Here is a 24940-nt window from a genome sequence, read left to right as displayed (position 1 = left end):
GGGCGGGGTGGGGTGGGTGGGCGGCGCATCGGGGTGGGTGCGCAGGTGAAGTTGCCGGTGGGGCGGGTATGCGCGGTGCCGCATCGGGAGGCTGGCGGCAGGGGGCGCGGACGGCATGGGTGACGGCGACGGAACCGTGATCATCGGGGCGGGGCCGGCCGGGTTGACCGCCGCGTACGAGCTGCTGCGGCACGGCGAGCCGGTCCGGGTCTACGAGGCCGACGACGTGGTCGGCGGGATCAGCCGGACCGTGGAGCGCGAGGGCTGGCGCTTCGACATCGGCGGGCACCGCTTCTTCACCAAGGTGTCCCGGGTCGAGGACTTCTGGCACGAGATCCTGCCGGACGAGGACTTCCTGCTCCGGCCGCGGATGAGCCGTATCTACTACCGCGGGGCGCTGTTCGACTATCCGCTCAGCGCCGGGAACGCGCTGCGCAACCTCGGCCTGCTGGAGGCGGCGCGCTGTCTGGCCTCGTACGGCCGGGCCCGGCTGCGCCCTCCGAAGGACCAGTCGCACTTCGAGGGGTGGGTGTCGGCGCGGTTCGGCTGGCGGCTCTACTCGATCTTCTTCAAGACGTACACGGAGAAGGTCTGGGGGATGCCGGCGGACCAGTTGCAGGCCGACTGGGCGGCCCAGCGGATCAAGAACCTGTCGCTGGCCACCGCGATGCGCAACGCGCTGCTGCCCCGGCGCGACCGCACGGACGTGACCAGCCTGATCGAGGAGTTCCAGTACCCGAAGCACGGCCCCGGGATGATGTGGGAGCGCTGCGCCGAGGAGGTCGCCCGACGCGGCGGCACGGTACGCACCGGCGCCTGGGTGACCGAGGTACGGCGGGATCCGGCGGCCCGGCGGGCGACAGCGGTGACGCTCGTCGACGCGGACGGTGAGCGGACCGAGCCGGCCGATCATGTGATCTCCTCGATGCCGATCTCCGCGCTGGTGCGGGCGATGCGGCCGGAGGCGCCGCCCGAGGTGCGGGCCGCCGCCGACGACCTGCGGTACCGGGACTTCCTGACCGTCGCGCTCGTGGTGCCGGAGGAGTTCTCGTTCCCGGACAACTGGATCTACGTGCACGACCCGGCGGCCCGGGTGGGCCGGATCCAGAACTTCGGCTCCTGGTCGCCGTACCTGGTCAAGGACGGGCGGACGTGCCTGGGGCTGGAGTACTTCGTGTTCGAGGGCGACGAGATGTGGCGGACGCCGGACGCCGAACTGGTCGCGTTCGCCACCGCCGAGCTGGAGCGGCTGGGCCTGGTCAAGCCCGGCTGCGTGGAGGCCGGTTACGTGGTCCGGATGCCGAAGGCGTACCCGGTCTACGACGAGCGGTACCAGCGCAACGTCGACGTCATCCGGGGCTGGCTGGCCGCGAACGTGCCGAACGTGCACCCGGTCGGGCGCAACGGCATGCACCGGTACAACAACGCCGACCATTCGATGCTCACCGCGATGCTGACCGCGGAGAACATCGCGCACGGCGCGGAGCACGACGTCTGGACCGTCAACGTGGAACAGGACTACCACGAGCAGCGCAGCCCGTCGCGGCACGGCACCGGCCGGGACGCGCCGGTCGTCCCGGCCCGTCGGTAAGGCGCCGCGCGTGAGGGTGGTCATAACCGCTGGACGGCCGCCCCGGCGGTGCTGCTAGCCTTCTGGGCAGGTCATGAGCGCCAGCGCGAAGCCCCGGCTCGCTGGCCGGCAACCCTCCTCCGCGGTGGGGTGCCCCGGGTGAAGACCAGGCACCGGCAGCCGCCGGTGCAAGCGTGGCCTGGCACCCAGGTCAGCACCAGACCAGGGAGACCGATGTCCGTACCACCCTCCACCCCCTCCGGCGACGTCGCCGCGTACCCGGCCCGCTTCGCGCTGGTCAAGCGCCGCCACGTCGACCTGATGCGGGTGTGCAGCGACGCCTGTCGCCTCGCGCGCTGAGCGAACGCCACCCCCCTCTTTCCGATCCATCCTTCTCCGGCCCGGTCGTCTGTCCGGCGGGCCGGCGCCGACGCGCACCTCCGCGCGTCCGTCCACTCTGGAGAGACATCGTGCGTTTCCGTACCGTCCTGACCCGTGCCGCCGCCGTCGGCGCGGCGGCCCTGCTCGCCGTCACCGCGCTCACCGCCTGCGGCGGCGACGACACCGACGCGGCCGACAACCCGTACGGCCTGCTCCAGCCCGGCGTGATCCGCGCCGGCACGCTCACCGACGCCCCGCCGAACGTCTTCCTGAAGGACGGCAAGTTCACCGGCTTCGACAACGAGCTGCTGCGGGCCGTGGCCGCCAAGATCGACCTGAAGGTGGAGTTCGTCGGCACCGACTTCTCCGCCCTGCTCGCCCAGGTCAACAGCGGCAAGTTCGACGTGGGCAGCTCCTCGATCACGATCACCGAGGCGCGCAAGAAGACAGTGGACTTCGGCAACGGCTACGACTTCGGCTACTTCGGCCTGGACGTGCCGGCCGGATCCACGCTCACCGGCTTCGACCAGCTCGCCGGCAAGCGCGTGGTGGTGGTGCAGGGCACCGTGCAGGACGACTACGCCACCAAGCAGAACCTCGACCCGGTACGCGTGCCCGACTACAACAGCGCGATCAACCAGCTCAAGGCCGGCACCGCGGACGCCTGGATCGCCCCGGCGGAGATCGGCGACAAGTCCGCCGCCGACAGCAACGGCAAGATCAAGGTCGCGGCGAAGCAGCTCAGCCCCACCCCGACCGCGTTCGCCGTGGCAAAGGGCAACGACAAGCTGCGCGAGGCGCTGAACAAGGGCCTCGACGAGGTGATCGCGGACGGCACCTGGAGCCGCCTGCAGGCCGAGTACTACCCGGGGCGGCCGATCCCGGCCGACTTCAAGCCCGGCAGCGGGTCGGTGGCGGCGCCGGCGCCGTCGGCCGCCTCCTGAGCCGGTAACCGAGCACGAGCAGGGCGGACGGAGCGGACATGGACCCACTGAGCACCCTCTGGGAGACGTTCTTCGACTGGGAGTCGATGCGCGAGGCGCTGCCGGAGATGCTGACCGTCGGGCTGCCGAACACGCTCACCCTGGCGGTCTCCGCCGCCCTGCTCGGCTCGGTGCTGGGCATGCTGCTGGCCGTCGCCGGCATCTCGCGTACCCGGTGGTTGCGGTGGCCGGCGCGGATCTACACCGACGTGTTCCGCGGCCTGCCGGCCGCGGCGACCATCCTGCTCATCGGCGTCGGCCTGGCGCCGCTGGGCATGCAGGTCTGGGGCCCTAACCCCTATCCCCTGGGCGTGCTGGCGCTGTCCCTGATCGCCGCCGCCTACCTCGGCGAGATCTTCCGGGCCGGCATCCTGAGCGTGGAGGCCGCCCAGCTGGAGGGCGCGCGGGCGCTCGGCTTCTCCTGGGGCGAGGCGATGCGCCTGGTGATCATCCCGCAGGGCGTGCGCCGGGTGCTGCCCGCCTGGGTCAACCAGCTCATCTCGCTGATCAAGGACTCCAGCCTGGTCTACTTCCTCGGCCTGCTGGCCAGCCAGCGGGAGCTGTTCCGGATCGGGCAGGACTACGCCGCGAACACCGGCAACCAGTCCGCGCTGCTGCTGGCCGGGCTGTTCTACCTGTTGCTGACCGTGCCGCTGACCCACGCGGTGAACTGGCTGGACCGGCGGCTGCGGCAGGGCCGCCCGGCCGCGCCGCCCGAGCCGGAGCCGGATGCCGAGCCGGTCGACCTCACCCCGTCCGGAAAGGACCCGCGATGACCACCACCACCTCGGTCAGCCTGGCCGTCCGCGACGTGCACCTGGCCTTCGGCGCGCACCGGGTGCTGCGCGGCGCGGACCTGGACGTGGCGCGCGGCGGCGCCGCCTGCGTGATCGGCCCGTCCGGCTCCGGCAAGTCCACGCTGCTGCGCACCATCAACCGGCTGATCGAGCCGGACCGGGGCGACGTGCTGCTGGACGGCCGCAGCGTGCTGCGCGACGACCCGGACGCGCTGCGCCAGCGCATCGGCATGGTGTTCCAGCAGTTCAACCTCTTCCCGCACCTGAGCGTGCTGCGCAACATCACGCTGGCGCTGCGCAAGCTGAAGAAGCTCGACGAGGACGAGGCGGTGGCGCTCGCCCGCGCCCAGCTCGACCTGGTCGGCCTGGCCGGCAAGGCCGACGCGCGGCCGGCGCAGCTCTCCGGCGGGCAGCAGCAGCGCGTCGCGATCGCGCGGGCGCTGGCGCTGCGCCCGCAGGTGATGCTCTTCGACGAGGCGACCAGCGCGCTGGACCCGGAGCTGGTCAAGGGCGTGCTCGCGGTGATGGCGGACCTGGCTGCGGCCGGCATGACGATGGTCGTGGTGACGCACGAGATGGGGTTCGCGCGCAGCGTCGCCGACACGGTGGCGTTCATGGACGCGGGCGTGGTGCTGGAGTCCGGCCCGCCGGAGGCGGTGTTCGAGGCGCCGGAGCACCCGCGGCTGCGACGCTTCCTGTCCCAGGTTCTGTGAGCGGCCGCCTCAGCCCTTCACCGCGCCGATCAGCACGCCCTTGACGAAGTGCCGCTGGATGAACGGGTAGACGGCGACGATCGGCGCGACGGTCAGCACCACCACCGCCATCTTGACCGCCTCGGTCGGTGGCATGGTCACCCCGCTGCTGCCGCCGGAGGTGTGCGGGGCCTGCCCGGCCAGCAGGTAGCTCTGCAGCACCCGCTGGATCGGGTACATGTCGTTGCGGTCGATGAACAGCAGCGCGTCGAACCAGACGTTCCAGTAGCTGACCGCGTAGAACAGGCCGACCACGGCGATGACCGCGCGGGACAGCGGCAGCACGATGCGCGCGAGCGTACGGAAGTCGCTCGCGCCGTCGATGCGGGCGCTGTCCAGCAGTTCCGACGGGATGCCCTGGAAGAACCCGCGCACCACGACCAGGTTGAACACGCTGATCGCCGGTGGCAGGACCAGCGCCCAGATGGTGTCCTTCAGGCCGAGCCCGGTGACCACCAGGTAGCGGGGCACCAGCGGCGGGTAGACCAGGAACGGGATCAGGAAGTACGCCAGCAGCCAGCGGTGCCCCAGCGAGCCCGGCCGGGACAGCCCGTACGCGGCGAGCACGGTGACCGTCAGCGCGATGGCGGTGCCGATCACCGTGACGAGCGTGCTGATCCAGAGGGCCCGGGTGACAGCGCCCCCGGCGAAGATCGTCTCGTACGCGGACGTGTCGATGCCCCGGGGCACGACCACCAGGCCGCCGGCCCGCGCGATGGTCTCCCGCGAGGACAGGCTGGTCACCAGGATCACCCAGAGCGGGAACAGCACGCCCGCCACGAGCACTGTGAGCACGACGGCCTTGAGGCCCTGCCCGACCGGGGTGGGCGGTTCCTGCCACACCGGCCGGCGGGATCGGTCGCCGGCGACCCGGCGGATCAGCGTGGTCATGACTTGGAGTAGATCCCTCGTTCGCCGAGCATGTGCGCCACCCGGTTGGCGGCCAGGATCAGCACCAGCCCGATGACGGCCTTGAACAGTCCGGCCGCGGCGCCGTACCCGTAGTTCCCGGTGGCGATGGAGAAGTGGTAGACGAAGGTGTCGAGCACCTCGGCGGCCTGCCGGCCGACGGCGTCGCGTTGCAGCAGGAACTGCTCGAAGCCGACCGAGAGCGCGTCGCCCAGGCGCAGGATGAGCAGCAGCACGATCACCGGTCGCAGGCCGGGCAGCGTGATGTGCCACAGCCGCCGCCACCGGCCGGCGCCGTCGGCGGCGGCGGCCTCGTAGAGGTTCTGGTCGATGGTGGACAGCGCGGCCAGGAAGACGATGGTGCCCCAGCCGACGTCCTTCCACACCGCCTCGACGGTGACCAGCACGATGAACGTGTCCGGGTTGGTCATCACGTTCCACGGCTGCATCCCGGCGTCGCGCACGCTCTGGGCGAGCAGCCCCGCGCCGCCGAGCATCGCCACGAAGAACGTGACCACCAGCACCCAGCTGAAGAAGTGCGGCAGGTAGACGATGGTCTGGATGAGCCCGCGCAGCCGGCTGGACAGCAGGTTGTGCAGCGCGATGGCCAGCAGGATCGGCAGCGGGAAGAAGAAGACGAGCTGGAACGCGGTGATCGCCAGCGTGTTGCGGAACGCGTCCCAGAACGCCGGGTCGGAGAACAGCAGCTGGAACTGGCCGAAGCCGATCCAGTCGCTGTGCACGAACGCCTGCCACGGGTTGTCGCCCAGGTAGGGGTTGTAGTCCTGGAACGCGATGACGTTGCCGGCGATCGGCAGGTAGCTGAAGACCAGCAGGATTCCGAAGCCGGGCGCCACCATGGCGAGCAGCTGCCAGTCCCGCCGCAGCCGGGTGCGCAGCGGCACCCGGCGGCGGCGGGGAGGTCGGCCGGGCGGTCGGCCGGGCGAGGCCGGGGCGTCCGGCCGGGCCCGCTCGGGCCCGGCCAGGACGGCCGGCTCGCTCATCGGCCCGCCTTGGGCAGCGCGCCGGCGAGCAGCTTCCGGGCCTCTTCGCCGCCGGCGGCCTTCCACTCCTTGACGATGGCGTCCACGTCGCTCAGCGGTCGGCGGCCGCGCAGCACGTCGGTGAACTTGTCCTCGGTGGGCACCTGGTTGGCCTTGTACGCGGCGGGCATCTCCAGCTTCACCCCGGCCCACGGGTTGGGCTCCATGTGCTTGACCATCTCGTTGGAGTACGCGAGCACGTCCGGCACGAAGCGCGGGGTGTCCGGGAACGGCCCGATGGTGGGGTTGCGGCCGCTGATGAAGAAGTACTGGTTGGCGATCTCCTTGAACGCCAGGTCGGTCTTGACCGGCCCGTTCGGCGACGGGTTGTGGTGCTTGCCCGCGACGCCGAAGTCCCGCAGCTGCGCCTCCTGGCTGCCCAGCGGCGCGGAGCACCAGTTGATGATCCGCAGCAGCTCCTGGACCCGGTCCTTGCCGAGGCCCTTCTTGACGAACGTGTAGGAAATCGGCTCGTCGTCGCCCCAGACCAGCGGGTCGCCGCCGGTGGCGGAGAAGATCGGCACCGGCTGGATGTTCAGCTTGGGGTTGGTCTTCTGGTGCTCGGCCTGGGCGCCCTGCCAGAAGCCGACGCCGTCCTGGAGGAACACGATCGCGCCGTTCTTGGCGAACAGCTGCTTGGCGTCCGCGCCCCTGCTGGCCACGATGTCCGGGTGGACCAGGCCGTCCGCGTAGATCTTGGCCATCACCTCCAGCGCGCGGCGGAACTCCGGGGTCTCGTACTTGAACTCGGGGGTGCCGTCGGACTTGACCCGCCATCCGCCCTTGTGACCCGGCACCTTGTGGAACATCTGGATCATGGCGAAGACGTCGTTGAACGCCCACACCTTGCGCGCCGGGTCGGTCACCTGCTTGGCCACGGCGAGCAGGTCGTCCAGGTTCGCCGGCACGGCCAGGCCGCGCGCGTCGAGGACGTCCTTGCGGGTGAACAGCGCCCACGGGAACGGCCCGTCGGTGGGGTTGGGCACGGACATGAGCCGCTCGTTCCAGACCGCGCGCCGCCAGGCCCCGGTGGGGAAGCTCGCCAGCATCGGGTACGCGGCGGCGGCGTCGCCGCTGAGGTGGTCGGTCAGGTCCTCGAAGAGCACCTTGATGGCCTCGGCGAAGCGCGGGATCTTCTCCACCTCCCACCCCGGTACGCACAGCAGGTCCGGCACGTCGCGCGCGCCGAGCATCGCGTTGAGCTTGTCGGCGTACGTGTTGCCGTCCTGGATGGTGAAGTTGACGGGCGTGCCCAGCTCGGCGTTGACGGCCTGGAGGTAGGCGCTCTGCGCGACGCCGGGCGGCGCCGGGCCCCAGGCGGGGGTCATGGCGGTGACCTGCTTGCCACTGGTGCCGGGCTTGTCGGTGACGGCGTCGACGAGGCTGGCCGGGTAGCGGGTGTAGCCGTCGGGCACCGGCCGGGTGCCGACGATGTCGGGCTTGATGCCGCCGGGCAGGTCCTTGTGGTTGGGCAGCAGGCCGGAGACGGCGTCGAGGTTCTGGGCGGCGCCGGTGCCGGCCGGCTTCTCCGAGCAGCCGGCGAGCAGCGGGCCGGCGGTGGTGGCGGCCACGCCGAGGCCGACCAGGCCGAGGAAGCGACGGCGGGAGGAGCCCGGGTCGGGGTGGTGCGCGGTCATCGGTCCCCCTTCGGGAAGGGATGCGCAGTGGATTAGTTCGTATGGATGGTCAACAAACTAATCATGACCGTGAGCTTGCACAAGGGTGGACCGGGCGGGACGACGGGTCAGGCCGGGCAGCGGTCGGACAACGCGTAGCGGGTGAGCACCACGTCGCCGATCTGGCGCACCTCGACCACCCGGGCCCGACGGCCCGGGTGCCACGGGAAGCGGCCGTCCCCGACGAAGCGCGGCGCCCGACGGTCCCCCACGAAGAACGGGGCGACCACCAGGTGCAGCTCGTCGGCCAGGCCGGCGGTGAGGAACTGGCGGTGCATCGAGCCGCCGCCCTCCACCATCAGGCGCGTCACGCCGCGCCCGGCCAGGTCGGCCACCACCGCCTCCGCGGTGGCCGGATCGCCCGCGTCGACCACCGTGGACACGGCGCCGACCTGCTCACGGGCCTTGTCCACCACTCCGCTCGGGCAGTACACCAGCTTGAGCCCGTCACCCATGGTGAAGAAGCGCGCCCCCGGGTCGAGGTCGCCGCTGCCGGTGACTGTCACCTTCACCGGCGACGGGGGCAGGCCGCGCGCCACCCGCTCGGCGCGCCGCCGCTCGCTGCGCACCAGCAGGCGGGGGTCGTCGCGGCGTACGGTGGCCGCGCCCACCAGGATCGCGTCGCACCCGGCCCGGGTCGCGTCGACCCGGTCCAGGTCGTCGTCGTTCGACAGCAGCAGCCGGTCGGTGGTCGCGTCGTCGATGTATCCGTCGATCGACATCGCGCAGCTGAGCAGGACGTACGGGCGGGTGGTCACGGCACGAACGGCAGGTCGAGGGCGTGATCGGCGCGGGTCACCTTGGCCGCCAGGTAACCGGCGTTCGCCGGCGACAGGTGCACGCCGGTGGACACCCGGTCGGCCACCGTGACGCCCAGCCGTTCGAGCTGGGCCGCCTTGTCCGGGTTGTTGCTGAGCAGGGCCACCCGGTCCACGCCCAGCGCGCCGAGCATCTGCGCGGCCACCGTGTAGTCACGCTCGTCCGCGCCGCGCCCGAGCGCCAGGTTCGCCTCGTACGTGTCGAGGCCGTCGTCCTGCAGCGCGTACGCGTCGAGCTTGGCGTACAGGCCGATGCCCCGCCCCTCCTGCCGCAGGTAGAGCAGGTAGCCACCGGCCTCGGCGATGCGCTCGACCGCCTCGCGCAGCTGCGGCCCGCAGTCGCAGCGCTGGCTGCCGAACACGTCCCCGGTGAGGCACTCGCTGTGCGGGCGGACCAGCGGCGGGTCGGCGTCGACGTGTTCACCGAGCCCGAACGCCAGGTGCTCGCGCCCGTCGACGAGACCATGGAAGGTGTGCACGCGCGCGGTCGTCACGTAACCGTCGGGGAACCGTAGCGGGACCGTCACGCGGGTCCGGACCGTCGCGGTGGGCAGGGTTTCGTCCATGGTTCTCCTGTCGTCCGGTCGCCGGGCGGACCCGGCGACGCACACCTCGCTCCCCCACCGTAGGCGGGATCACCGACAGTTGCCGGGCTCCCGCCGGGGCATCCGCCGCGCCAGCAGCACCGCGGCGCCGGGCAGGCTGGCCACCAGCACCAGCGCGCCGTACACCGTGCCGGTCGCCACACCCTGCGCGGCGGTCAGCCCGGCCGAGGCGAACGCCCACGCGGCGACCCCCTCGCGCGGGCCGAACCCGCCCACGTTGAGCGGCACCGCCATGGCCAGCAGGGCGAGCAGCGTCAACGGCAGCAGGCGGGACAGCGGGGCGTCCGTCCCGGCGGTGCGGGCGGCCACCACGAACGTGGCCAGGTGGCCGGCGAACACCACCGTCGAGGCGATCACCACACCGGCCCAGGTCCGGCGGCCCAGCACGCCGGAGCGCACGTCGGCGACCACGGTCCGGGCCGCCCGCGCCCAGCGGGACGCCCCGGAGCGGGGCACCGCGCGGGCGGCCAGCGCCAGCGCCAGCGCCACCACGGCCAGGCCGGCCGCCAGCCACGGCAGGTACCGGCGCACCGGTGACGGGAACGCGGCGAGCAGCGCCACCGCGATGACCACCTGCACCACCTGACCGGCGGTGCGCTCCCAGACCACCGCCCGTACGCCCCGGGCCACGTCCCCGGCGTCGCGGCCGTGCCGGACCGCCCGGTGCACGTCGCCGAGCACGCCACCGGGCAGCGTCGAGTTCAGGAAGATCGCCCGGTAGCAGTGCGCCACCGCGGCGCGCATCGGCAGCCGTACGCCCAGCCCGCCGGCGACAAGCGACCAGCGCCAGGCGCAGCAGACGGTGGTGATCACGCCGATGCCGAGCGCGGCGGCCAGCGCCGGCGCGTCGATCAGGCGCAGCCCGGCCAGGAACGGACCGGTGCCCACTGACGCGACGAGCACGGCGAGCACCGCGAGCCCGAGCAGCGGACGTACCCAGGTCCGGCGCGTCCGGGCCCGGCGCGGCGGCGCGGGCGTGACAGCCGGTACGGGTCCGGCAACGGCGACGGCGACGTGTGACAAACGGTCCTCCCTTGTTCCCACCGGTTGTCACGTGCCAGCAGCCGGTACGGTTCAGCCGGCGAGCAGGTCGGCGTGGTGCAGCACCACGTCGAGCCGGCCGGCGGCGGCCTCGGCGAGCCGCCACTTCTGATACGTCCCGGCGGGCCCGGACAGATGCGGTAGTTCCTCGACCGCTGCGGCGACCCAGCCGGTGAGCCATTCGGCGGCCAGTTCCGCCTGCTCCGGGCCGAGCCGCCACGGGGTGGGGCGCACCACGACCTCGACGCCGTGACGGGAGAACGCGGCCACGGCGGCGTCCACGGCGTCCGGCCCGAGCAGCGCCCGGCCGTCGACGGTGCGCCGCTGGTGGGCGTTGAACGCGGCGGTCAGCTCGGCGTCGAGCGGGTGCGGCGGGGTGAACTCGGCCCGCCCGGTGACGGTGAGCGCGAACAGCGTCGGGTGCCCGGCGCAGGCCGCCGCCATCCGCCCGACCTCCTCGGCGGTGAGCATGTCCAGCAGCGCGGACGCGGTGACCAGGTGCGCGCCGGCCAGGTCGGCGGCGGTCAGCCGGGTGATGTCCGAGTCGAGCGTCGTCACGGTGACCTCGGCCCCGTCGGCGGCGGTGAGCCGCGCCGAGCGGGCCAGCGCCAGCAGGTCCCGGTCGCGTTCGTGCAGCACCCAGTGTTGCGGGCCGGGCAGCCGGGGCGCCAGCCAGCGGGCCATCGAGCCGGTGCCGCTGCCCAGGTCGTGCACGACGAGCGGCCGGCCGGCGGGCATCCGGTCGCGGACCGCGTCGGCCAGCTCGGCGCTGCGGGCCGCCGCGTCGGCGGGCTCTCGCAGCCGCAGCCAGTCCGCGAAGCCGGGCGGGAGTGAGGTGGTCATGCCGCGGTCGCCTCCTTCAGCGCCGTCGCCAGCCGGTCCACTGTGACCGGCCAGCCGGTGAGGGTGTCCCGCCGCTGCCGGGCGGCGCGGCGCAGCCGGTCCCGCAGGCCGGGGTCGGTGAGCCAGCGGCGCAGCGCCGCGGCGGTCGCGCCCGGATCGTCCGGTGGCACCAGCAGGCCGGGCCGCTCGCCGCCGGGCGCGTGCCCGAGCGTGGCCGGCAGGCCGCCGGTGTCGCTGGCCAGCACCGGTACGCCCCGGGCCAGCGCCTCGGTGACCACCATCCCGTACGTCTCCTGTCGCGAGGGCTGAACCAGCAGATCGGCGGCGGCGTAGGTGGCGGCCAGGTCCGGCCCGGTACGGGGGCCGGTGAGCCGGACCCGGGCGCCCAGACCGGCGGCGGCGAGCCGCCCGCGCATCCGGTCGGCGAAGGGCCGGTCCCGCTCCAGCGGTCCCACCCAGTCGCAGGTCCAGTTCAGGTCCGCCACCTCGGCGAGCGCGGCGGCGAGCACGTCGTGGCCCTTGACCGCCGTGACGGCGGCGACGCAGAGCAGCCGCCCACCGCCGGGCGTGCCGGGGGCGACGGGCGCCGGGTCGACGCCGGGTGGGGCGGCCGTCACCAGTTCGGGGCGCAGCCGGTAGCGGTCGAGCAGCCGGCCGCGGGTCCACTCGCTGGTGGCTACCACTGCGGTGGCCGCCGCCAGCGCCCGTGCCTCGGTCTCTCCCTCGATCGGCAGGTGCACCAGGATCACCAGGCGCAGCCGCGCGGCGTGCGGGGCGAGCACGTCCGGCACGGTGGAGGCGACCAGGCCGTCGAGCAGCACCGTCGCGCCGTCGGGGAGCCCGCCGAGCAGTCCGGCCAGGTCGGCGCGCTCGCGTGGCCCCGGGTGCGGCCAGCCGCCGGGCACCTGGTGTTCCCGGACCGTCCAGCCGCGTCCGGCCAGGCCACGGCAGACGTGCCGGTCGTAGGCGTTGCCGCCGCTGGGATCCGCCGGGTCGTCGATGTCACCCGGCAGCACCACGTGGACGACGCTCATCCGGTCAGAGCGACCGCTCGTAGCTCGCCCAGGCGATGTGTGACTCGTGCAGGGTGACGGTGATCCCGGTCAGGCCGCGCGCCCCCTCCCCCAGCCGGCCGACCGTCACCGCGTCGGCGAGCCGGTCGGCCACCGTACGGGCCAGCACCTCGGTGGTGGTGTTCACCCCGGTGAAGGCGGACTCGTCGTCGAGATTGCGGTAGTTCAGCTCGCCGAGCACGGCCTTGAGCTGCTCGGTGGCCAGCCCGATGTCGACCACGATCCCGTCGTCGTCCAGCTCCGGCCGGCGGAACGTGGCGTCGACGACGAACGTCGCGCCGTGCAGCCGCTGGGCCGGGCCGAACACCTCGCCGCGGAAGCTGTGGGCGACCATGATGTGGTCCCGGACGGTCACGCTGAACACGTTCACTCCTCGCCGTAGGTGATGAGATGGCACAGCGCCGGAAGACGGCCCGATGCGAGCCGGTCCAGCACGTCGGGCAGGTCGTCGAAGCGGGACCGGCCGGTGAGCAGCGCGTCGAACGCCGGGTCGGCGAGCAGGTCCAGGGCCAGGGCGAGCCGGTCGGCGTAGCTGCGGTCGGCGCGCCGGGGCGACACCGTGCCGACCTGGCTGCTGCGGATGCGCAGCCGTCGGGAGTGGAACGCGCCGCCGAGCGCGAGCGTGACCGGCCGGTCGCCGTACCAGCTCAGCTCCAGCACGGTGCCCTCGGGACGCAGCAGCTCCAGGCCGCGCTGCAGCCCGTCGGCGGTGGCGCTGGCGTGCACCACCAGGTCGCGACCGCCGGCCGCGTCGGCGGGCGCGGCGAAGTCGGCGCCGAGCGCGGCGGCCACGTCGGCGCGGGCCGGGTCGGCGTCGACCAGCTCGACCCGGACGCCGGGGAAGCGGGCCAGCAGCGCGGTGACCGCGCAGCCGACCATCCCGCCGCCGATCACCGTGACCCGGTCGCCGACCAGCGGCGCGGCGTCCCACAGCGCGTTCACCGCGGTCTCCACGGTGCCGGCCAGCACCGCGCGCTGCGCCGGCACGCCGTCCGGCACGACGGTCACGGCGTCGGCCGGGACCACGTACGCGCTCTGGTGCGGGTAGAGGCAGAAGACGGTACGGCCGAGCAGCCGCTCGTCGCCGGCCTCGACCGTGCCGACGCTGAGGTAGCCGTACTTGACCGGGGCGGGGAAGTCGCCCTCCTGGAACGGCGCGCGCATGGCGGCGTGCTGGTCGGCCGGGACACGGCCGGTGAACACGATCGTCTCGGTGCCGCGGCTGACGCCGGAGAAGCGGGTACGCACCAGCACCTCACCCGGGCCGGGCGAGGCGACGCGCACCGGCCGGATCTCGCCCTCGCCGGGAGCGCGGAGCCAGAACGCCTGGGCGTCTACCGTCACGAACTCTCCTCTTCCCCGCATTCCGACCGAGTTGTCGATCATAAACACGGAAGCGGGGCGTCAACGGTTCGAACCGCCCGCGACCCGATGCTCAGGCGGCGCGCCGCCGCTGCTCCGTACGCCACGTTTCCGGCTCGGCCCGGTCGGCGTGCCGGTCTCCGGCCAGCTCCATCGCCCGGTGGGCCGCCGTCAGCGCGTCGCACGGCGCGACCTGACCGTCACACAGCAGGCTCTCGCACCGGCCGGACTCGTCGGGCCGGTGCGCGACGGCCACGTCGTACGCGGCCCGCCAGAGCAACGGGTCGGTGACTCCCCGTGGCAGGTCGGCGTCCTGACTGGACCTGTTGCGGATCATGTCGGGCACCGTGTCCCCCTTTGCGTCGTCGCTACCGTCCCAGTGACCGGTTGAGCGCAGATCAAACCTCTCACCTGCGCACATGCCGCGACCAGCGGTGTTTGTCACGCCGGATAGGCGCGCGTCTCCGCTGCCTTGACCGCCGCCCAGACCGGCCGGCCGGGGATCAGCCCGAGGTGGGCCGCGGCGGCGGGCGTGACGTCGGCGGCCACCTCGACCGGGCCGGCCAGCTGCACGCGCAGGTTGTCGCCGTGGCGCTGCACGCCGGTGACGGTGGCCGCCCACACGTTGCGCGGGCTGCCCTCGGGCCGGGACGGGTGCAGCGCCACAGCGGCCGGCGGGTAGGCGACGAACACGTCACCGTGGACGGTGTCGGCGGTGGTGAGTGCCAACTCACCGACGGTGACCGTGTGCCCGTCGGCGCGGCCGCGGTGCAGGTTCAGGCCGACCAGCCGGGCCACGTAGTCGGTGCGTGGCCGCGCCGTGACGGTGGCGGCGTCACCCTCCTGCACCACCCGGCCGTGCTCCACGATGACCAGCCGGTCGGCGAGCACCAGCGCGTCGAGGGGGTCGTGGGTGACGAGCAGCGTCGCGCCGGGATGCGCGCCGAGGTGGCGCTGGAGTTCGGCGCGGGTGTCCAGCCGGGTCCGCGCGTCGAGCGCGGCCAGGGGCTCGTCGAGCAGCAGCAGGGCCGGGTCGACGGCGAGCGCGCGGGCCAGCGCGACCCGCTGCGCCTGCCCGCCGGAGAGCTGCCGGGGCCGGCGCCGGGCCTGGTCGCCGAGACCGACCCGGTCCAGCCACTCCTGGGCACGGGCGCGGGCGGCCCGCTTGTCGGCGCCCCGGCGGCGCGGCCCGAACGCCACGTTGTCCAGCGCGCTCAGGTGCGGGAACAGCAGGTAGTCCTGGAACACCACGCCGACCGGCCGCCGTTCCGGCGGCGTCCACATCCGGCGGTCCGGCCGGTCCAGGTCGGCGCCGTCGAGCGTGAGGTGCCCGGCGGTGAGCGGGTGCAGCCCGGCGAGCACCCGCAGCGCGGTGGTCTTGCCCGCGCCGTTGGGGCCGAGCAGCGCCACCACCTCACCGGCGGCGATGCGCAGCCGCACGTCGAGGCTGAAGCCGTCCCGCTCGGCGACCAGATGCGCGTCCAGCAGCGCGGTCATGTGCTGCCGACCCACTTGTCGCGCAGCGCGGCGAGGATGACCACGGAGACGGTGAGCAGAATCAGGCTCAGCACGATCGCGGCCTGCAGGTCGGTCTCCAGCGCAAGGTAGACAGCCAGCGGCATGGTCTGGGTGCGGCCCGGATAGTTGCCGGCGAACGTGATGGTGGCGCCGAACTCGCCGAGCGCGCGGGCCCAGCAGAGCACCGCCCCGGCCGCCACGCCCGGGGCGACCAGCGGCAGCGTGACCCGGGTGAACGTGGTGAACCGCCCGGCGCCGAGCGTGGCGGCGGCCTCCTCGTACCGGGGGTCGGCGCCGCGCAGCGCCCCCTCGACGGCGATGACCAGGAACGGCATGGCCACGAACGCCTCGGCCAGCACCACCCCGGCGGTGGTGAACGGCAGCGTCACGCCGAACGTCTCGTCCAGCCACGAGCCGATCAGCCCGCGCCGGCCGAAGACCAGCAGCAGCGCCACGCCGCCTACCACCGGCGGCAGCACCAGCGGCACCGTGACCAGCGCCCGGACCAGCCGCCGCCCGGGGAACTCCACCCGGGCCAGCAGCCACGCCAGGGGTACGCCGAGCGCCACGCAGAGCAGCGTGGCGACGGTGGCGGTCACCAGCGACAGCCGCAGCGCGGTGAGCACACCCGGTTCGGTCAGCCGCCCGGGCAGCGTCGTCCAGGGGGCTCGCAGCAGCAGACCGGCCAGCGGCAGGACGAGGAAGGCCAGTCCCAGCCCGGCGGGCACGAGCAGGGCGACCGGCACCCGCTGCCGGCGTACCGTGCGGCTCATGCGCCGGGCGGCGCCTGGAACCCGGCGGCGGTGAGCACGGCGAGCCCGGCGTCGGAGCGGACGAAGTCGACGAAGGCGCGGGCGCCGGCCGAATTGGCGGCGGCGCGCAGCACCACGATCGGGTAGTCGTTCACCGCGCGCGCGGACTCCGGGAACTCGACGGCGTCGAGCCCGGGAGCGGCGCGGACGTCGGTGCGGTAGACCAGCGCGGCGTCGACCTCGCCGAGGCGCAGCTTGGCCAGCGCGCCCTTGACGTCCTGTTCGAGCGTGGCGGGCGTGAGCCGCACACCGGCCGCGTCGAGCGCGGTGCGCGCGGCGGCGCCGCAGGGCACCTGCTCGGCGCAGAGCGCCACCTTGACGCCGGGGCGGGCGAGGTCGGCCAGGCCGCCGACCCGGGCCGGGTTACCCCGGGGTACGGCCACGACGAGCTGGTTGCGGACCAGCACGGCCGGTTCGCCCGCGGCGTCACCGGCGTCGGTGACCGTCTTCATGGTGGCCGGGGACGCGGCGGCGAACACGTCGGCGGGCGCGCCCTGGGTGATCTGGGTGGCCAGCCCGGAGCTGCCGCCGAAGTTGAACCGGACGGTACGGCCCGGGTGCGCGGCCTCGTAGTCCTTGCCGAGCCGGGTGAACGACTCGGTGAGCGAGGCGGCGGCGAACACCGTCACCGGGCCGGCGCCGTCGGGTCCGGCCGGGGCGTCCGCGTCGCCGCAGCCGGTCAGGCCGAGCGCCGCCACCAGCGCGCCGGCGAGGGCGGCGCGGATCCACCGTACGGTCACGGGCTGGTCCTTCCCCTGGGGGTGGCTCGCTCGACCACGACGGTGGTCGACTTGATCACGGCGACGGCGACGGCGCCGACCTGGAGGTCGAGGTCGTCGACAGCCTCGCGGCTCATCAGCGACACCACCCGGAACGGCCCGGCCTGGATGTCCACCTGGGCCATCACGGTGTCCTTGACCACGGCGGTGACGATGCCGCGCAGCCGGTTGCGGGCCGAGGACAGCTCGGGGTGGCCGGGAGCGCGGACGAACGCTGCGACGTCGGCGCCGTCGAGCACCCGGTGGCCGTGCTCGTCGCGGGTGGCCGGCAGCTTGCCGGCGTCGATCCAGCGGCGGACCGTGTCCGCGCTGACCCCGAGCAGTTCGGCTGCCTCACCGATCCGGAACACCGTCACGCGCTCACCCTAGCGGCCCGCAGGTGCGGGCTGGAAGGGGCATGATGGCTCGCATCCGCGAACCTCAAGGCGGCTCGGGAACCGGAACTGCGGGTCAGTCGGCCGGGGTGATCCGGACCCGGCGCAGCAGTTGGGCGTTGAGCGCCACCACGATGGTGGAGGCGGACATCAGCACTGCGCCCAGCGCCGGGCTGAGCGCGACCCCGGCCCAGGCGAGGACACCGGCGGCCAGCGGGATCGCGACCACGTTGTAGCCGGCCGCCCAGGCCAGGTTCTGCCGCATCTTCCGGTACGACGCGCGGGACAGCCGGATCACGCCGCCGACGCCGCGCGGGTCGGAGCCGGCCAGCACCACCCCGGCGGACTCGATCGCCACGTCGGTGCCGGCGCCGATGGCCAGCCCGACGTCGGCGCGCGCGAGCGCCGGGGCGTCGTTCACGCCGTCGCCGACCATGGCCACCGTCAGTCCCCGACCGCGCAGCTCGGCGACCGCCTTGTCCTTGTCGGCCGGGAGCACCTCGGCGAAGACCTCGTCGACGCCGGGCCGGAACCCGAGGTCGGCGGCGACCGCCTCGGCCACCGGGCGCGCGTCGCCGGTGATCATCACGATCTTGCGTACGCCGAGGTCGCGCAGCTCGGCCACGGCGGCCCGCGCCTCCGGGCGGACCTGGTCCTCCAGCCCGAACGCGGCGGTCACCTCCGGCGGCCCGCCCTCGGGCAGGCGGACCAGGTGCAGCACCGCGGCGCCCCGGCCCGACCACTCCTGCGCGGCCCGGGCCAGGTCGTCCGGCACCGGGGCGTCGAGTTCGCGCAGCAGGGCCGGTCCGCCGACCGCCCAGTCCACGCCGTCCACGGTGGCGCGCACGCCCCGGCCGGTCAGCGCCCGGAAGCCGCGCGCGACCGGACGCGCCGGGCCGGGCTCGGCGTCGGACCCGGTCGGAGACCTCGGCCCGGGAGACGTCGGCCCGGCGTCGGACGTCGGCCGCGCGTCGGCGGCGGCGACGAGCGCGCGGGCCAGCGGGTGCTCGCTGTCGGCCTCCACCGCGCCGGCCAGGGCCAGGGCGGCCGTGGAGTCCAGCCCGCCGGTGGCGGCCACTCCGGTCACCGTGTGCCGGCCGGTGGTGAGCGTGCCGGTCTTGTCGAACAGGACGGTGTCGACGGTGCGCATCCGCTCCAGCGCGAGCCGGTCCTTGACCAGGATGCCGGCGCGGGCCGACAGCGCTGTGGACAGCGCCACCACCAGCGGGATCGCCAGGCCGAGCGCGTGCGGGCAGGCGATCACCAGCACCGTCACGGTGCGTACCACCGCCTGGTCGGGGTCGCCGAGCAGCGCCCACACCGCGAACGTCGCCAGGCCGGCGAACGCCGCCAGGTAGAACAGCAGCGCGGCGAACCGGTCGGCGAGCACCTGCGCGCGCCCGCCGGAGGCCTGCGCCTCGGCGACGAGCCGCCCGATGCCGGCCAGCGCGGTGTCCGCGCCGACCGCGTCGACGCGTACCCGGAGGGTGGAGTCGGTGGCCACGGTGCCGGCGACCACCCGGTCCCTGGCGGCGCGGGCCACCGGCCGCGACTCGCCGGTGATCATCGACTCGTCCAGTTCGGCGGCGCCCTCGACGATCCGCCCGTCGGCCGGCACCCGTCCGCCGGGGCGCACCAGCACCAGGTCGCCCACCCGCAGCTCGCCGACCGGCACCGGATGCGGCCGCCCGGCGTCGTCCAGGCGCTCGGCGTCGTCGGGCAGCAGCGCCGCGAGGGCGCCGAGCGCGCCGCGTGCCTGCCCGACCGCCCGCATCTCCTGCCAGTGGCCGAGCAGCATGATGGTGACCAGCGCGGCCAGCTCCCACCAGAAGTCCAGGTCGAACAGGCCGATGCTGGTGGCGGCCGAGGCGAGGTACGCGACGACTATCGCCATCGAGATCAGCAGCATCATGCCGGGGCTGCGTTCGCGCAGCTCACGCAGGCCGCCGGTGAGGAACGGCCAGCCGCCGTAGAGGAAGACCACGGTGCCGAGCACCGGGCCGACCCAGCGCACGCCGGGAAGGTCGATCGAGTAGCCGAACCAGTCCATCACCATGTGACTGGTGGCGACGATCGGCAGGGTCAGCGCCAGGCTCAGCCAGAACCGGCGGCGGAACTGCTCCGGGTCGTGCCCGGCGTGCGCGCCGCCGCCATGATCGGTGCCGTGGTCGCCGTGGTGAGCGGGTGAGTGCTCCATCGGGCGTCACCTCCGCCGACCACCATACCCCCTGGGGGTAATACGTGACGGGCGTTCAGCGCTGGGGGCGGGCGCCGACGCTCGGCCGGTCCGCCGGAGGGCGGCCCTGCCAGGGCCACCGGCCGTCCAGCTCCACCTCGAGGGAGAAGCTGAGGAACGTACGGACCAGCACGATCAGCGCCAGCACGCCGACGCTGGTGAACGTGGGCGACACCGCGACGGTCCGGATGATGTCGCCGCCGACCAGGAACTCCAGGCCGAGCAGGATGGCCCGGCCGACCCCCTGCCGGTACGCCCGGTAGTGCGCCACCACCTGCCGGGTCCGGGCGCAGCGCACCGCGAACACGACTGTGGCGACCGCGACGCCGACCGCGATCACCAGCACCCCGGCCAGGTCCAGCAGCGCCCCGACGTGCTGGACGATCTCCTTCGTCGGCACCCGGCACCCCCGCACCAGCCTGGCGTACGGCCGGTCGCGGGGGCGGCGTTTCCGCGCTCCCGCCACCCGGAGGGCGGGTGCGCGGAGGCGTGCTCAGTCCTGGGCCTGCCAGCGGTAGAAGACGGTGGCCAGGGAGTCCTGCGGGCCCTGCCACTTCTCCGGCCGGTACGGCTCGATGTACGGGCCGAGGTCCTGCATCACCTTGCCGAAGGCGGGCTTGTCGCCGTGCCGGTCGCGGGTGGCCTCGGCCGTTGACGTCTCCTGTTCCAGCAGGTGCACGTAGACGTCGTCGATCGAGTAGAGCCAGCGGCCGGTGACCCCGAGGTCGGCCGGGAGCGACCCGGCGTCGGACTCGGCGAAGACCCGCGCCACGTCCGGCTCGGCGCCGGGCTTGATCCGCCCGACGATGACGGTGAGCGTGGTGTCGGCGGGCGGCTCGCCCTCGGGCGCCCAGTGGTAGAACTCCTTCGCCACCGAGTCCGACGGGTTCTTCCAGTAGCGCGGGTACGGGGTCACGTACGGGCCGATCTCCTCGGCGATCTTCTGGAAGGCGGGCAGCCCGCGCGTCTGCCCGGAGATCCGCGGGTCCTGCTCCCGCTCGATCACGTGCAGGTAGAGGTCGTGGTGGGACAGCAGGTACCGGCCGATGACGCCCAGGTCCTGCGGCCGGGTGGCCTGGTCGTAGTGGCCGAACACGTCGCCGACGATCTGCTCGCTGCCGGGGACCATGTGACAGACGATCACGTTGCGGAAGACCATGACTGCTCCTTGATGATTGCGACGGGGGCGGCGGCGCGAGGCGGCGGCGCCGTCAGGCGGTGAAGGTGACAGGCAGTTCCAGCAGGCCGCGGAACGGCGAGGCGGCGGGGAGCCGGCGCACCTGCGCGAGCGGCACGCCCAGGCGCAGTCCGGGCAGCCGGCGCAGCAGCGCGCCGAGCGCGAGTTCGGCCTCCATCCGGGCCAGCGAGACGCCCAGGCAGTAGTGGACGCCGTGCCCGAACCCGAGGTGCGGGCCCCGGACGCGGCGCAGGTCCAGCCGGTCCGGGTCGGCGAAGTGCGCCGGGTCGTGGTTGGCCGCGTTGATCGCGACTCCGACGATCGCGCCGCGCGGGATGCGTACGCCCTGGTAGTCGACGTCCTCGGTGGCGATGCGCGGGCTGGCCACGGGCAGCGGCCCGTCGAACCGAAGCAGTTCCTCGATCGCGGCCGGCAGCAGGCGCGGCGTGGCGCGCAGCAGTTCCATCTGCTCGGGGTGGGTGAGCAGCGCCAGCACCGCGTTGCCGAGGAAGTCGGCGGTGGTCTGGTGCCCGGCGAACAGCAGCAGGAACGTGGTGGTGACCAGTTCCGCCTCGGACAGCGTCCCGTCCTGGTCGACCGCCCGGATCAACGCGGCGATGATGTCGTCGGCCGGGTCGTCGCGTTTAGCCCGGACCAGCCCGGCCAGGTAGTGGTGCAGCCGCAACTGGGCCTCCTGCACCGCGGCCCGTTCCTGCGCCGGCGGCCGGCTGGTGGAGCCGGAGGTGCGGATGACCTGGGTCCAGTCGAGCACCCGGTCGTGGTCGGCCGGCGGCACGCCGAGCAGTTCGCAGATGACAGTCATCGGCAGCGGGATGGCGAACTCGTGCATCAGGTCCGCCTCGCCGTGCGGCGCCATCTTGTCGATCAGCTGGTCGACGATCGACGCCACCCGGGGGCGCAGCGCCTCGATCCGCCGCGGCGCGAACGCCTGCGACACCACGCGACGCAGCCGGGTGTGCTCCGGCGGGTCGGAGTTGAGCATGTTGCGGTTCAGGCCCTCGGAGTTCGGGCCGAAGATCTTCAGGTAGTGCTGGTCCGGGCCGTACAGGTCCTTGGACAGGCGCGGGTCGGTCAGCGCGGTGCGCGCGTCGTCGAAGCGGGTGATCAGCCAGGAGTCGAAGCGCGGCGAGCCGACCGGGCAGACCGGCCGCTCGGCGCGCAGCCGCGCCAGCGCGGGGTACGGGTCGGCAGCGAACGAGTCGGTGTACAGCTCGCTCGCCGGCATCACGTCGTCGGTCATCGCCCCTCCCCCGGCTCGCCGGCCACGCTGTGCAGCACCTGGTAGGTGTGCCGGTCCGCGGACTCGCGCAGCTCCCGGATGACGCGCAGCAGCCGGTCGCGCTGCTCGCTGCGGCCGAACGCGTCCAGCCGCTCGCGGTCGGCCCAGTCGCTGATGACCAGGTAGCTGCGCGGGTCGTCGGCGTCACGGACCAGGTCCTGGTGCAGGCAGCCGTCCAGGGTGCGGATCTGTTCGGCGGCGCTGAGCCATTCGGCCTCGAAGCGCTCCGCGCACCCCTCCCGGGTCCGCATCGCCAGCACGGTCCGGACCCGGCTCACCGCGCGCTCCCGAACACCAGGTGCAGGTGCTTGCGCAGCGCGTCCGGGTCGACCGGCGCGCCCCGGAACCCGACGTGCCCGTCCGGGCGGATCAGGTACAGGCCGGTGCCGTCCAGCCCGTACCCGGCGCGGAAGCGGCGCTCGGCGTCGCGCACCACCGGCGGGTCCAGCAGTCGCGGTTCGTCGGCGTCCGGGTCGAGCAGCAGGTACGCGTCGAGTTCCCCGCCGGCGAGCCGCCGCGCGTCGGCGCACAGGCCGGTGAACGCGGCGAGTTCCTCCGCGCCGGCCGTGCGGTCGGCGTAGAGCAGCAGCGTGTGCCGGGTGCCCCGGGTCAGGTCACGCAGGCGCAGCGGGTGGCCGACGCCGCGGCGGCGCAGCCCGTCGACGTCGGGCGCGATGTCGCCGGGGCGGGGCGCGTCGCCGAGCGCGGCCGGGTCGGCGACGGTCTCCCCGACCAGCGGGCTGCCGGCGTAACTGAGCAGCATGGACATCTCCTGGAGGAACTGCCGTTCCAGGTCGGCGCGGTCCACCTCCTCGGTGCCGGCCATCCGTACCGCCCGGCCGACGATCTCCTCGCCCTCCGGCCGCCGCTCGGTCTCGTAGCTGTCCAGCAGGCCGGGCGCGGCGAGCCCGCGTACCGCGAGCGCGAGTTTCCAGGCCAGGTTCCAGGCGTCCTGGATGCCGGTGTTCATGCCCTGGCCGCCGGCCGGGGGGTGCAGGTGGGCGGCGTCCCCGGCGACGAAGATCCGGCCGTCGCGGTAGCGGTCGACGATGCCGTGGCTGATCCGGAACACCGACGACCAGCGCAGGTTGCTCGCCCGGGTGCCGGGTGGCGCGAGGCGGTCCAGCGCGGCCTGCACGTCTTCGATGGTGGGCTCGTCGAGTTCCTCGCTGAACCCGGGCGGGGCGTCGCGTCCGCCGGTCTGGGCGAAGAACCGGGGCGGGGCGAGGGTGGCTATGCGGTAGCGGTGCTCGCCGCGCAGCGGTACGCAGACCAGCATCCCGTCCATCTGCCCGTCGGTCATGTGCAGGAACCGCAGCAGGTGCCCGTCCGGCATGTCCCAGTTCACGTCGACGTCGACCAGCATGAACAGTTGCGGGAACCGGCCGAGCCCGCCGGTGAAGGTGAGCCCGAGCCGCTCCCGGACGCGGCTGTGCGCGCCGTCGGCGCCGACGACGTACCGGGCGCGTACCGTCTCGGTGCCGCCGTCGGCGGTGCGGACGGTGGCGGTCACGCCGTCGACGTCCTGGGTGAGGTCGGCGAGTTCGGCGCCGCGCCGCGGGCGCACCCCGAGGGCGGCGAGCCGGTCGGTGAGGATGCGCTCGGTCTCGTACTGCGGCAGGCCGAGGTGGGCGTACGGCAGGCCGGGCAGCTCCCAGCTCATCCGGTGGGTCTGCGCGCCGTTGACGAACACCATGTTGCCGGTGAGCCAGATGCCGGCGTCCATGGCCTCCCGGACGACGCCCTGCTCCTCCCAGATCTCCATGGTGCGGCAGTGCACGCCGATCGCCTTGTCGGCGTGGCCGGGCGGGGTGGCCTGCTTGTCGATCACCAGGCAGTCGATGCCCCGCCGGGCCAGTTCGACGGCGGCGGTCAGCCCGGTGGGCCCCGCCCCGACGACGAGTACGTCTGTTGTCCTGTGCACGTCGGCCTCCCAGCCCGTGGTGGGGTGACTGCTGCCGTCCGCGTCGGGCACGACGTGGAACAGGCGGCGCCGGATGTCGAGAAGGAACGGTGCGATCGGTCCGGCCTGCGCGGAGGCGTGGGCCGGGTCGCTGATCCAGGCGAGGAACGGCGCGGCGCCGTCCCACTCGGCGAAGATGTGGTGGATGTCCGAGCCGGGTTCGCGCAGCAGCTGCTCGCGGCGGTAGCCGGGTATCGCGGTCATCCGCCGTACCACCTCGGGGTAGCCCCGGTGGAACTCGGCGAGGCGGTCGCGCGGCACGGTCAGCTCGACGTCCACGTAGACCGGGCCCTCGCCGTCCCCGGTCTCGCGCAGCAGCGGGTACTCGGGGCCGTCGGCCGGCTCGGTCAGCGGCTGGAGCAGGCCGGCCAGGCGGGCCGCCACCGGCCCGCGCCGGTACGCGCGCAGCGCCGCCTCGTCGGCCCATTCGGTGACGACGACGAAGCCGCGCGGGTCGAGGGCGTCGCGCAGCAGCTCGTGCCGCAGGTTGCCGGCCAGCGCGCCGAGCTGTCCCGCCACGGTCTCGAACGCGGGCCCGACGGCGGGCTCGCACCCGGGGCGCGCGCGCAGCCGGAGCATCGTCCTGATCATGCAGCCCCCTCGAACCGTGCCGTCGTCGTGCCGCGACCCTGCCGCAGCCCGCGTCACCACCTCGTCACCGTCGACCCGCCGGAGGTCCGGCCCCGGTGACGCCGCCGGGACGGCGCGCACGACGGTCGGGAGCGTGCTGATGCCGTGCGACCGGCGCAGCCGGCAGACGGATTCCCCACCTGCCTCACTCTGCGTAGACCTCACCGAGCGTGAGAGCGTCGAGGTCGGGCAGGCAGGCCTTTCGGCCGCCTTTGCTCTGCAGCCATCGGCGCATCACTGCACTGACCTGCGGCCCGGACGGTCAGCCCGATTTCGGCAAGATCCCGAACGAGCACTG

Annotated in this window: 26 protein-coding genes and 1 riboswitch; of the genes, 5 read left to right on the top strand and 21 right to left on the bottom strand. The window is 73.8% G+C overall.

Translation table 11 applies throughout. From position 1 onward, the window contains the following. Nucleotides 1-115: 115 nt before the first annotated feature. The 5 genes from KBX43_RS02145 (at nucleotide 116) to KBX43_RS02130 (ending at nucleotide 4444) form a co-directional block, all read left to right on the top strand. Nucleotides 116-1591, top strand: a complete 1476-nt coding sequence (locus tag KBX43_RS02145) for an NAD(P)/FAD-dependent oxidoreductase (protein WP_043323460.1) — start codon at nucleotides 116-118, stop codon at nucleotides 1589-1591. Between the two features lie 69 nt (nucleotides 1592-1660). Then, nucleotides 1661-1771, top strand: a riboswitch (SAM riboswitch). A 33-nt stretch (nucleotides 1772-1804) separates the two neighbouring features. Beyond that, complete coding sequence (locus KBX43_RS31790; protein ID WP_255358569.1) at nucleotides 1805-1930, top strand: hypothetical protein; 126 nt, start codon at nucleotides 1805-1807, stop codon at nucleotides 1928-1930. A 110-nt stretch (nucleotides 1931-2040) separates the two neighbouring features. Beyond that, nucleotides 2041-2895, top strand: a complete 855-nt coding sequence (locus tag KBX43_RS02140) for an ABC transporter substrate-binding protein (RefSeq protein WP_113972900.1) — start codon at nucleotides 2041-2043, stop codon at nucleotides 2893-2895. A 38-nt stretch (nucleotides 2896-2933) separates the two neighbouring features. Further along, complete coding sequence (locus KBX43_RS02135) at nucleotides 2934-3710, top strand: amino acid ABC transporter permease (protein WP_069088490.1); 777 nt, start codon at nucleotides 2934-2936, stop codon at nucleotides 3708-3710. Continuing rightward, on the top strand, nucleotides 3707-4444 hold the full coding sequence (locus KBX43_RS02130; RefSeq protein ID WP_064445684.1) for an amino acid ABC transporter ATP-binding protein: 738 nt from the start codon (nucleotides 3707-3709) through the stop codon (nucleotides 4442-4444). The genes KBX43_RS02135 and KBX43_RS02130 overlap by 4 nt, the downstream gene beginning before the upstream one ends. 9 nt (nucleotides 4445-4453) lie before the next feature. Here KBX43_RS02130 and KBX43_RS02125 read toward each other — a convergent pair whose 3' ends face one another. The 21 genes from KBX43_RS02125 to KBX43_RS02025 all read right to left on the bottom strand — a co-directional run bounded on the left by KBX43_RS02125 (nucleotide 4454) and on the right by KBX43_RS02025 (nucleotide 24603). After that, the gene (locus tag KBX43_RS02125) at nucleotides 4454-5374 is read right to left on the bottom strand and encodes a carbohydrate ABC transporter permease (RefSeq protein WP_043323451.1); all 921 of its coding nucleotides are present in this window, start codon (nucleotides 5372-5374) and stop codon (nucleotides 4454-4456) included. Next, nucleotides 5371-6396: a sugar ABC transporter permease gene (locus tag KBX43_RS02120; RefSeq protein ID WP_210882659.1), complete on the bottom strand. Its 1026-nt coding sequence runs from the start codon at nucleotides 6394-6396 to the stop codon at nucleotides 5371-5373. Before KBX43_RS02120 ends, KBX43_RS02125 begins: the two co-directional genes overlap by 4 nt. Further along, nucleotides 6393-8072: an extracellular solute-binding protein gene (locus tag KBX43_RS02115; protein ID WP_210882657.1), complete on the bottom strand. Its 1680-nt coding sequence runs from the start codon at nucleotides 8070-8072 to the stop codon at nucleotides 6393-6395. The genes KBX43_RS02120 and KBX43_RS02115 overlap by 4 nt, the downstream gene beginning before the upstream one ends. 107 nt (nucleotides 8073-8179) lie before the next feature. Then, complete coding sequence (locus tag KBX43_RS02110) at nucleotides 8180-8869, bottom strand: RibD family protein (protein ID WP_043323447.1); 690 nt, start codon at nucleotides 8867-8869, stop codon at nucleotides 8180-8182. Beyond that, complete coding sequence (ribA, locus tag KBX43_RS02105; RefSeq protein WP_030499246.1) at nucleotides 8866-9495, bottom strand: GTP cyclohydrolase II; 630 nt, start codon at nucleotides 9493-9495, stop codon at nucleotides 8866-8868. The genes KBX43_RS02110 and ribA overlap by 4 nt, the downstream gene beginning before the upstream one ends. Before the next feature lie 69 nt (nucleotides 9496-9564). Next, entirely contained in the window at nucleotides 9565-10461 is an 897-nt protein-coding gene (locus KBX43_RS02100) for a lysylphosphatidylglycerol synthase transmembrane domain-containing protein (protein WP_231915483.1), read from the bottom strand. A gap of 147 nt (nucleotides 10462-10608) precedes the next feature. Further along, on the bottom strand, nucleotides 10609-11418 hold the full coding sequence (locus tag KBX43_RS02095) for a class I SAM-dependent methyltransferase (RefSeq protein WP_210882655.1): 810 nt from the start codon (nucleotides 11416-11418) through the stop codon (nucleotides 10609-10611). Next, the gene (locus tag KBX43_RS02090) at nucleotides 11415-12452 is read right to left on the bottom strand and encodes a glycosyltransferase family 4 protein (protein WP_210882653.1); all 1038 of its coding nucleotides are present in this window, start codon (nucleotides 12450-12452) and stop codon (nucleotides 11415-11417) included. Before KBX43_RS02090 ends, KBX43_RS02095 begins: the two co-directional genes overlap by 4 nt. A 4-nt stretch (nucleotides 12453-12456) precedes the next feature. Continuing rightward, entirely contained in the window at nucleotides 12457-12855 is a 399-nt protein-coding gene (locus KBX43_RS02085; protein ID WP_210882651.1) for a 6-carboxytetrahydropterin synthase, read from the bottom strand. 2 nt (nucleotides 12856-12857) lie between these two features. Further along, nucleotides 12858-13877: a zinc-binding alcohol dehydrogenase gene (locus KBX43_RS02080; RefSeq protein WP_374225971.1), complete on the bottom strand. Its 1020-nt coding sequence runs from the start codon at nucleotides 13875-13877 to the stop codon at nucleotides 12858-12860. 49 nt (nucleotides 13878-13926) lie between these two features. Next, nucleotides 13927-14190, bottom strand: a complete 264-nt coding sequence (locus KBX43_RS02075; protein WP_205796395.1) for a hypothetical protein — start codon at nucleotides 14188-14190, stop codon at nucleotides 13927-13929. 104 nt (nucleotides 14191-14294) lie between these two features. Next, complete coding sequence (locus KBX43_RS02070; RefSeq protein ID WP_210882647.1) at nucleotides 14295-15350, bottom strand: ABC transporter ATP-binding protein; 1056 nt, start codon at nucleotides 15348-15350, stop codon at nucleotides 14295-14297. Next, complete coding sequence (locus KBX43_RS02065) at nucleotides 15347-16144, bottom strand: ABC transporter permease (protein ID WP_069088484.1); 798 nt, start codon at nucleotides 16142-16144, stop codon at nucleotides 15347-15349. The genes KBX43_RS02070 and KBX43_RS02065 overlap by 4 nt, the downstream gene beginning before the upstream one ends. Further along, nucleotides 16141-16923, bottom strand: coding sequence for a molybdate ABC transporter substrate-binding protein (gene modA, locus KBX43_RS02060; protein WP_104115392.1), 783 nt, complete (start codon nucleotides 16921-16923; stop codon nucleotides 16141-16143). The genes KBX43_RS02065 and modA overlap by 4 nt, the downstream gene beginning before the upstream one ends. Beyond that, complete coding sequence (locus KBX43_RS02055) at nucleotides 16920-17318, bottom strand: molybdopterin-binding protein (protein ID WP_043323433.1); 399 nt, start codon at nucleotides 17316-17318, stop codon at nucleotides 16920-16922. The genes modA and KBX43_RS02055 overlap by 4 nt, the downstream gene beginning before the upstream one ends. Before the next feature lie 94 nt (nucleotides 17319-17412). Beyond that, on the bottom strand, nucleotides 17413-19533 hold the full coding sequence (locus KBX43_RS02050; RefSeq protein ID WP_210882645.1) for a heavy metal translocating P-type ATPase: 2121 nt from the start codon (nucleotides 19531-19533) through the stop codon (nucleotides 17413-17415). Nucleotides 19534-19588: 55 nt separating this feature from the next. Further along, nucleotides 19589-19972: a DUF1622 domain-containing protein gene (locus KBX43_RS02045; RefSeq protein ID WP_113972909.1), complete on the bottom strand. Its 384-nt coding sequence runs from the start codon at nucleotides 19970-19972 to the stop codon at nucleotides 19589-19591. Between the two features lie 93 nt (nucleotides 19973-20065). Beyond that, the gene (locus KBX43_RS02040) at nucleotides 20066-20731 is read right to left on the bottom strand and encodes a TcmI family type II polyketide cyclase (RefSeq protein WP_064445675.1); all 666 of its coding nucleotides are present in this window, start codon (nucleotides 20729-20731) and stop codon (nucleotides 20066-20068) included. Nucleotides 20732-20783: 52 nt separating this feature from the next. Continuing rightward, nucleotides 20784-22010, bottom strand: a complete 1227-nt coding sequence (locus tag KBX43_RS02035; RefSeq protein WP_043323426.1) for a cytochrome P450 — start codon at nucleotides 22008-22010, stop codon at nucleotides 20784-20786. Further along, complete coding sequence (locus KBX43_RS02030) at nucleotides 22007-22327, bottom strand: putative quinol monooxygenase (RefSeq protein WP_043323424.1); 321 nt, start codon at nucleotides 22325-22327, stop codon at nucleotides 22007-22009. Before KBX43_RS02030 ends, KBX43_RS02035 begins: the two co-directional genes overlap by 4 nt. Further along, nucleotides 22324-24603: an FAD-dependent oxidoreductase gene (locus tag KBX43_RS02025; protein ID WP_210882639.1), complete on the bottom strand. Its 2280-nt coding sequence runs from the start codon at nucleotides 24601-24603 to the stop codon at nucleotides 22324-22326. Before KBX43_RS02025 ends, KBX43_RS02030 begins: the two co-directional genes overlap by 4 nt. Between the last annotated feature and the right edge of the window lie 337 nt (nucleotides 24604-24940).

This window comes from Micromonospora sp. C41, assembly GCF_018070485.1.
GTDB classification, from domain to species: domain Bacteria; phylum Actinomycetota; class Actinomycetes; order Mycobacteriales; family Micromonosporaceae; genus Micromonospora; species Micromonospora chalcea.
The sequence above is the reverse complement of the archived record's forward strand: the minus strand, read 5'-3'. Positions and strand labels throughout refer to the sequence as shown.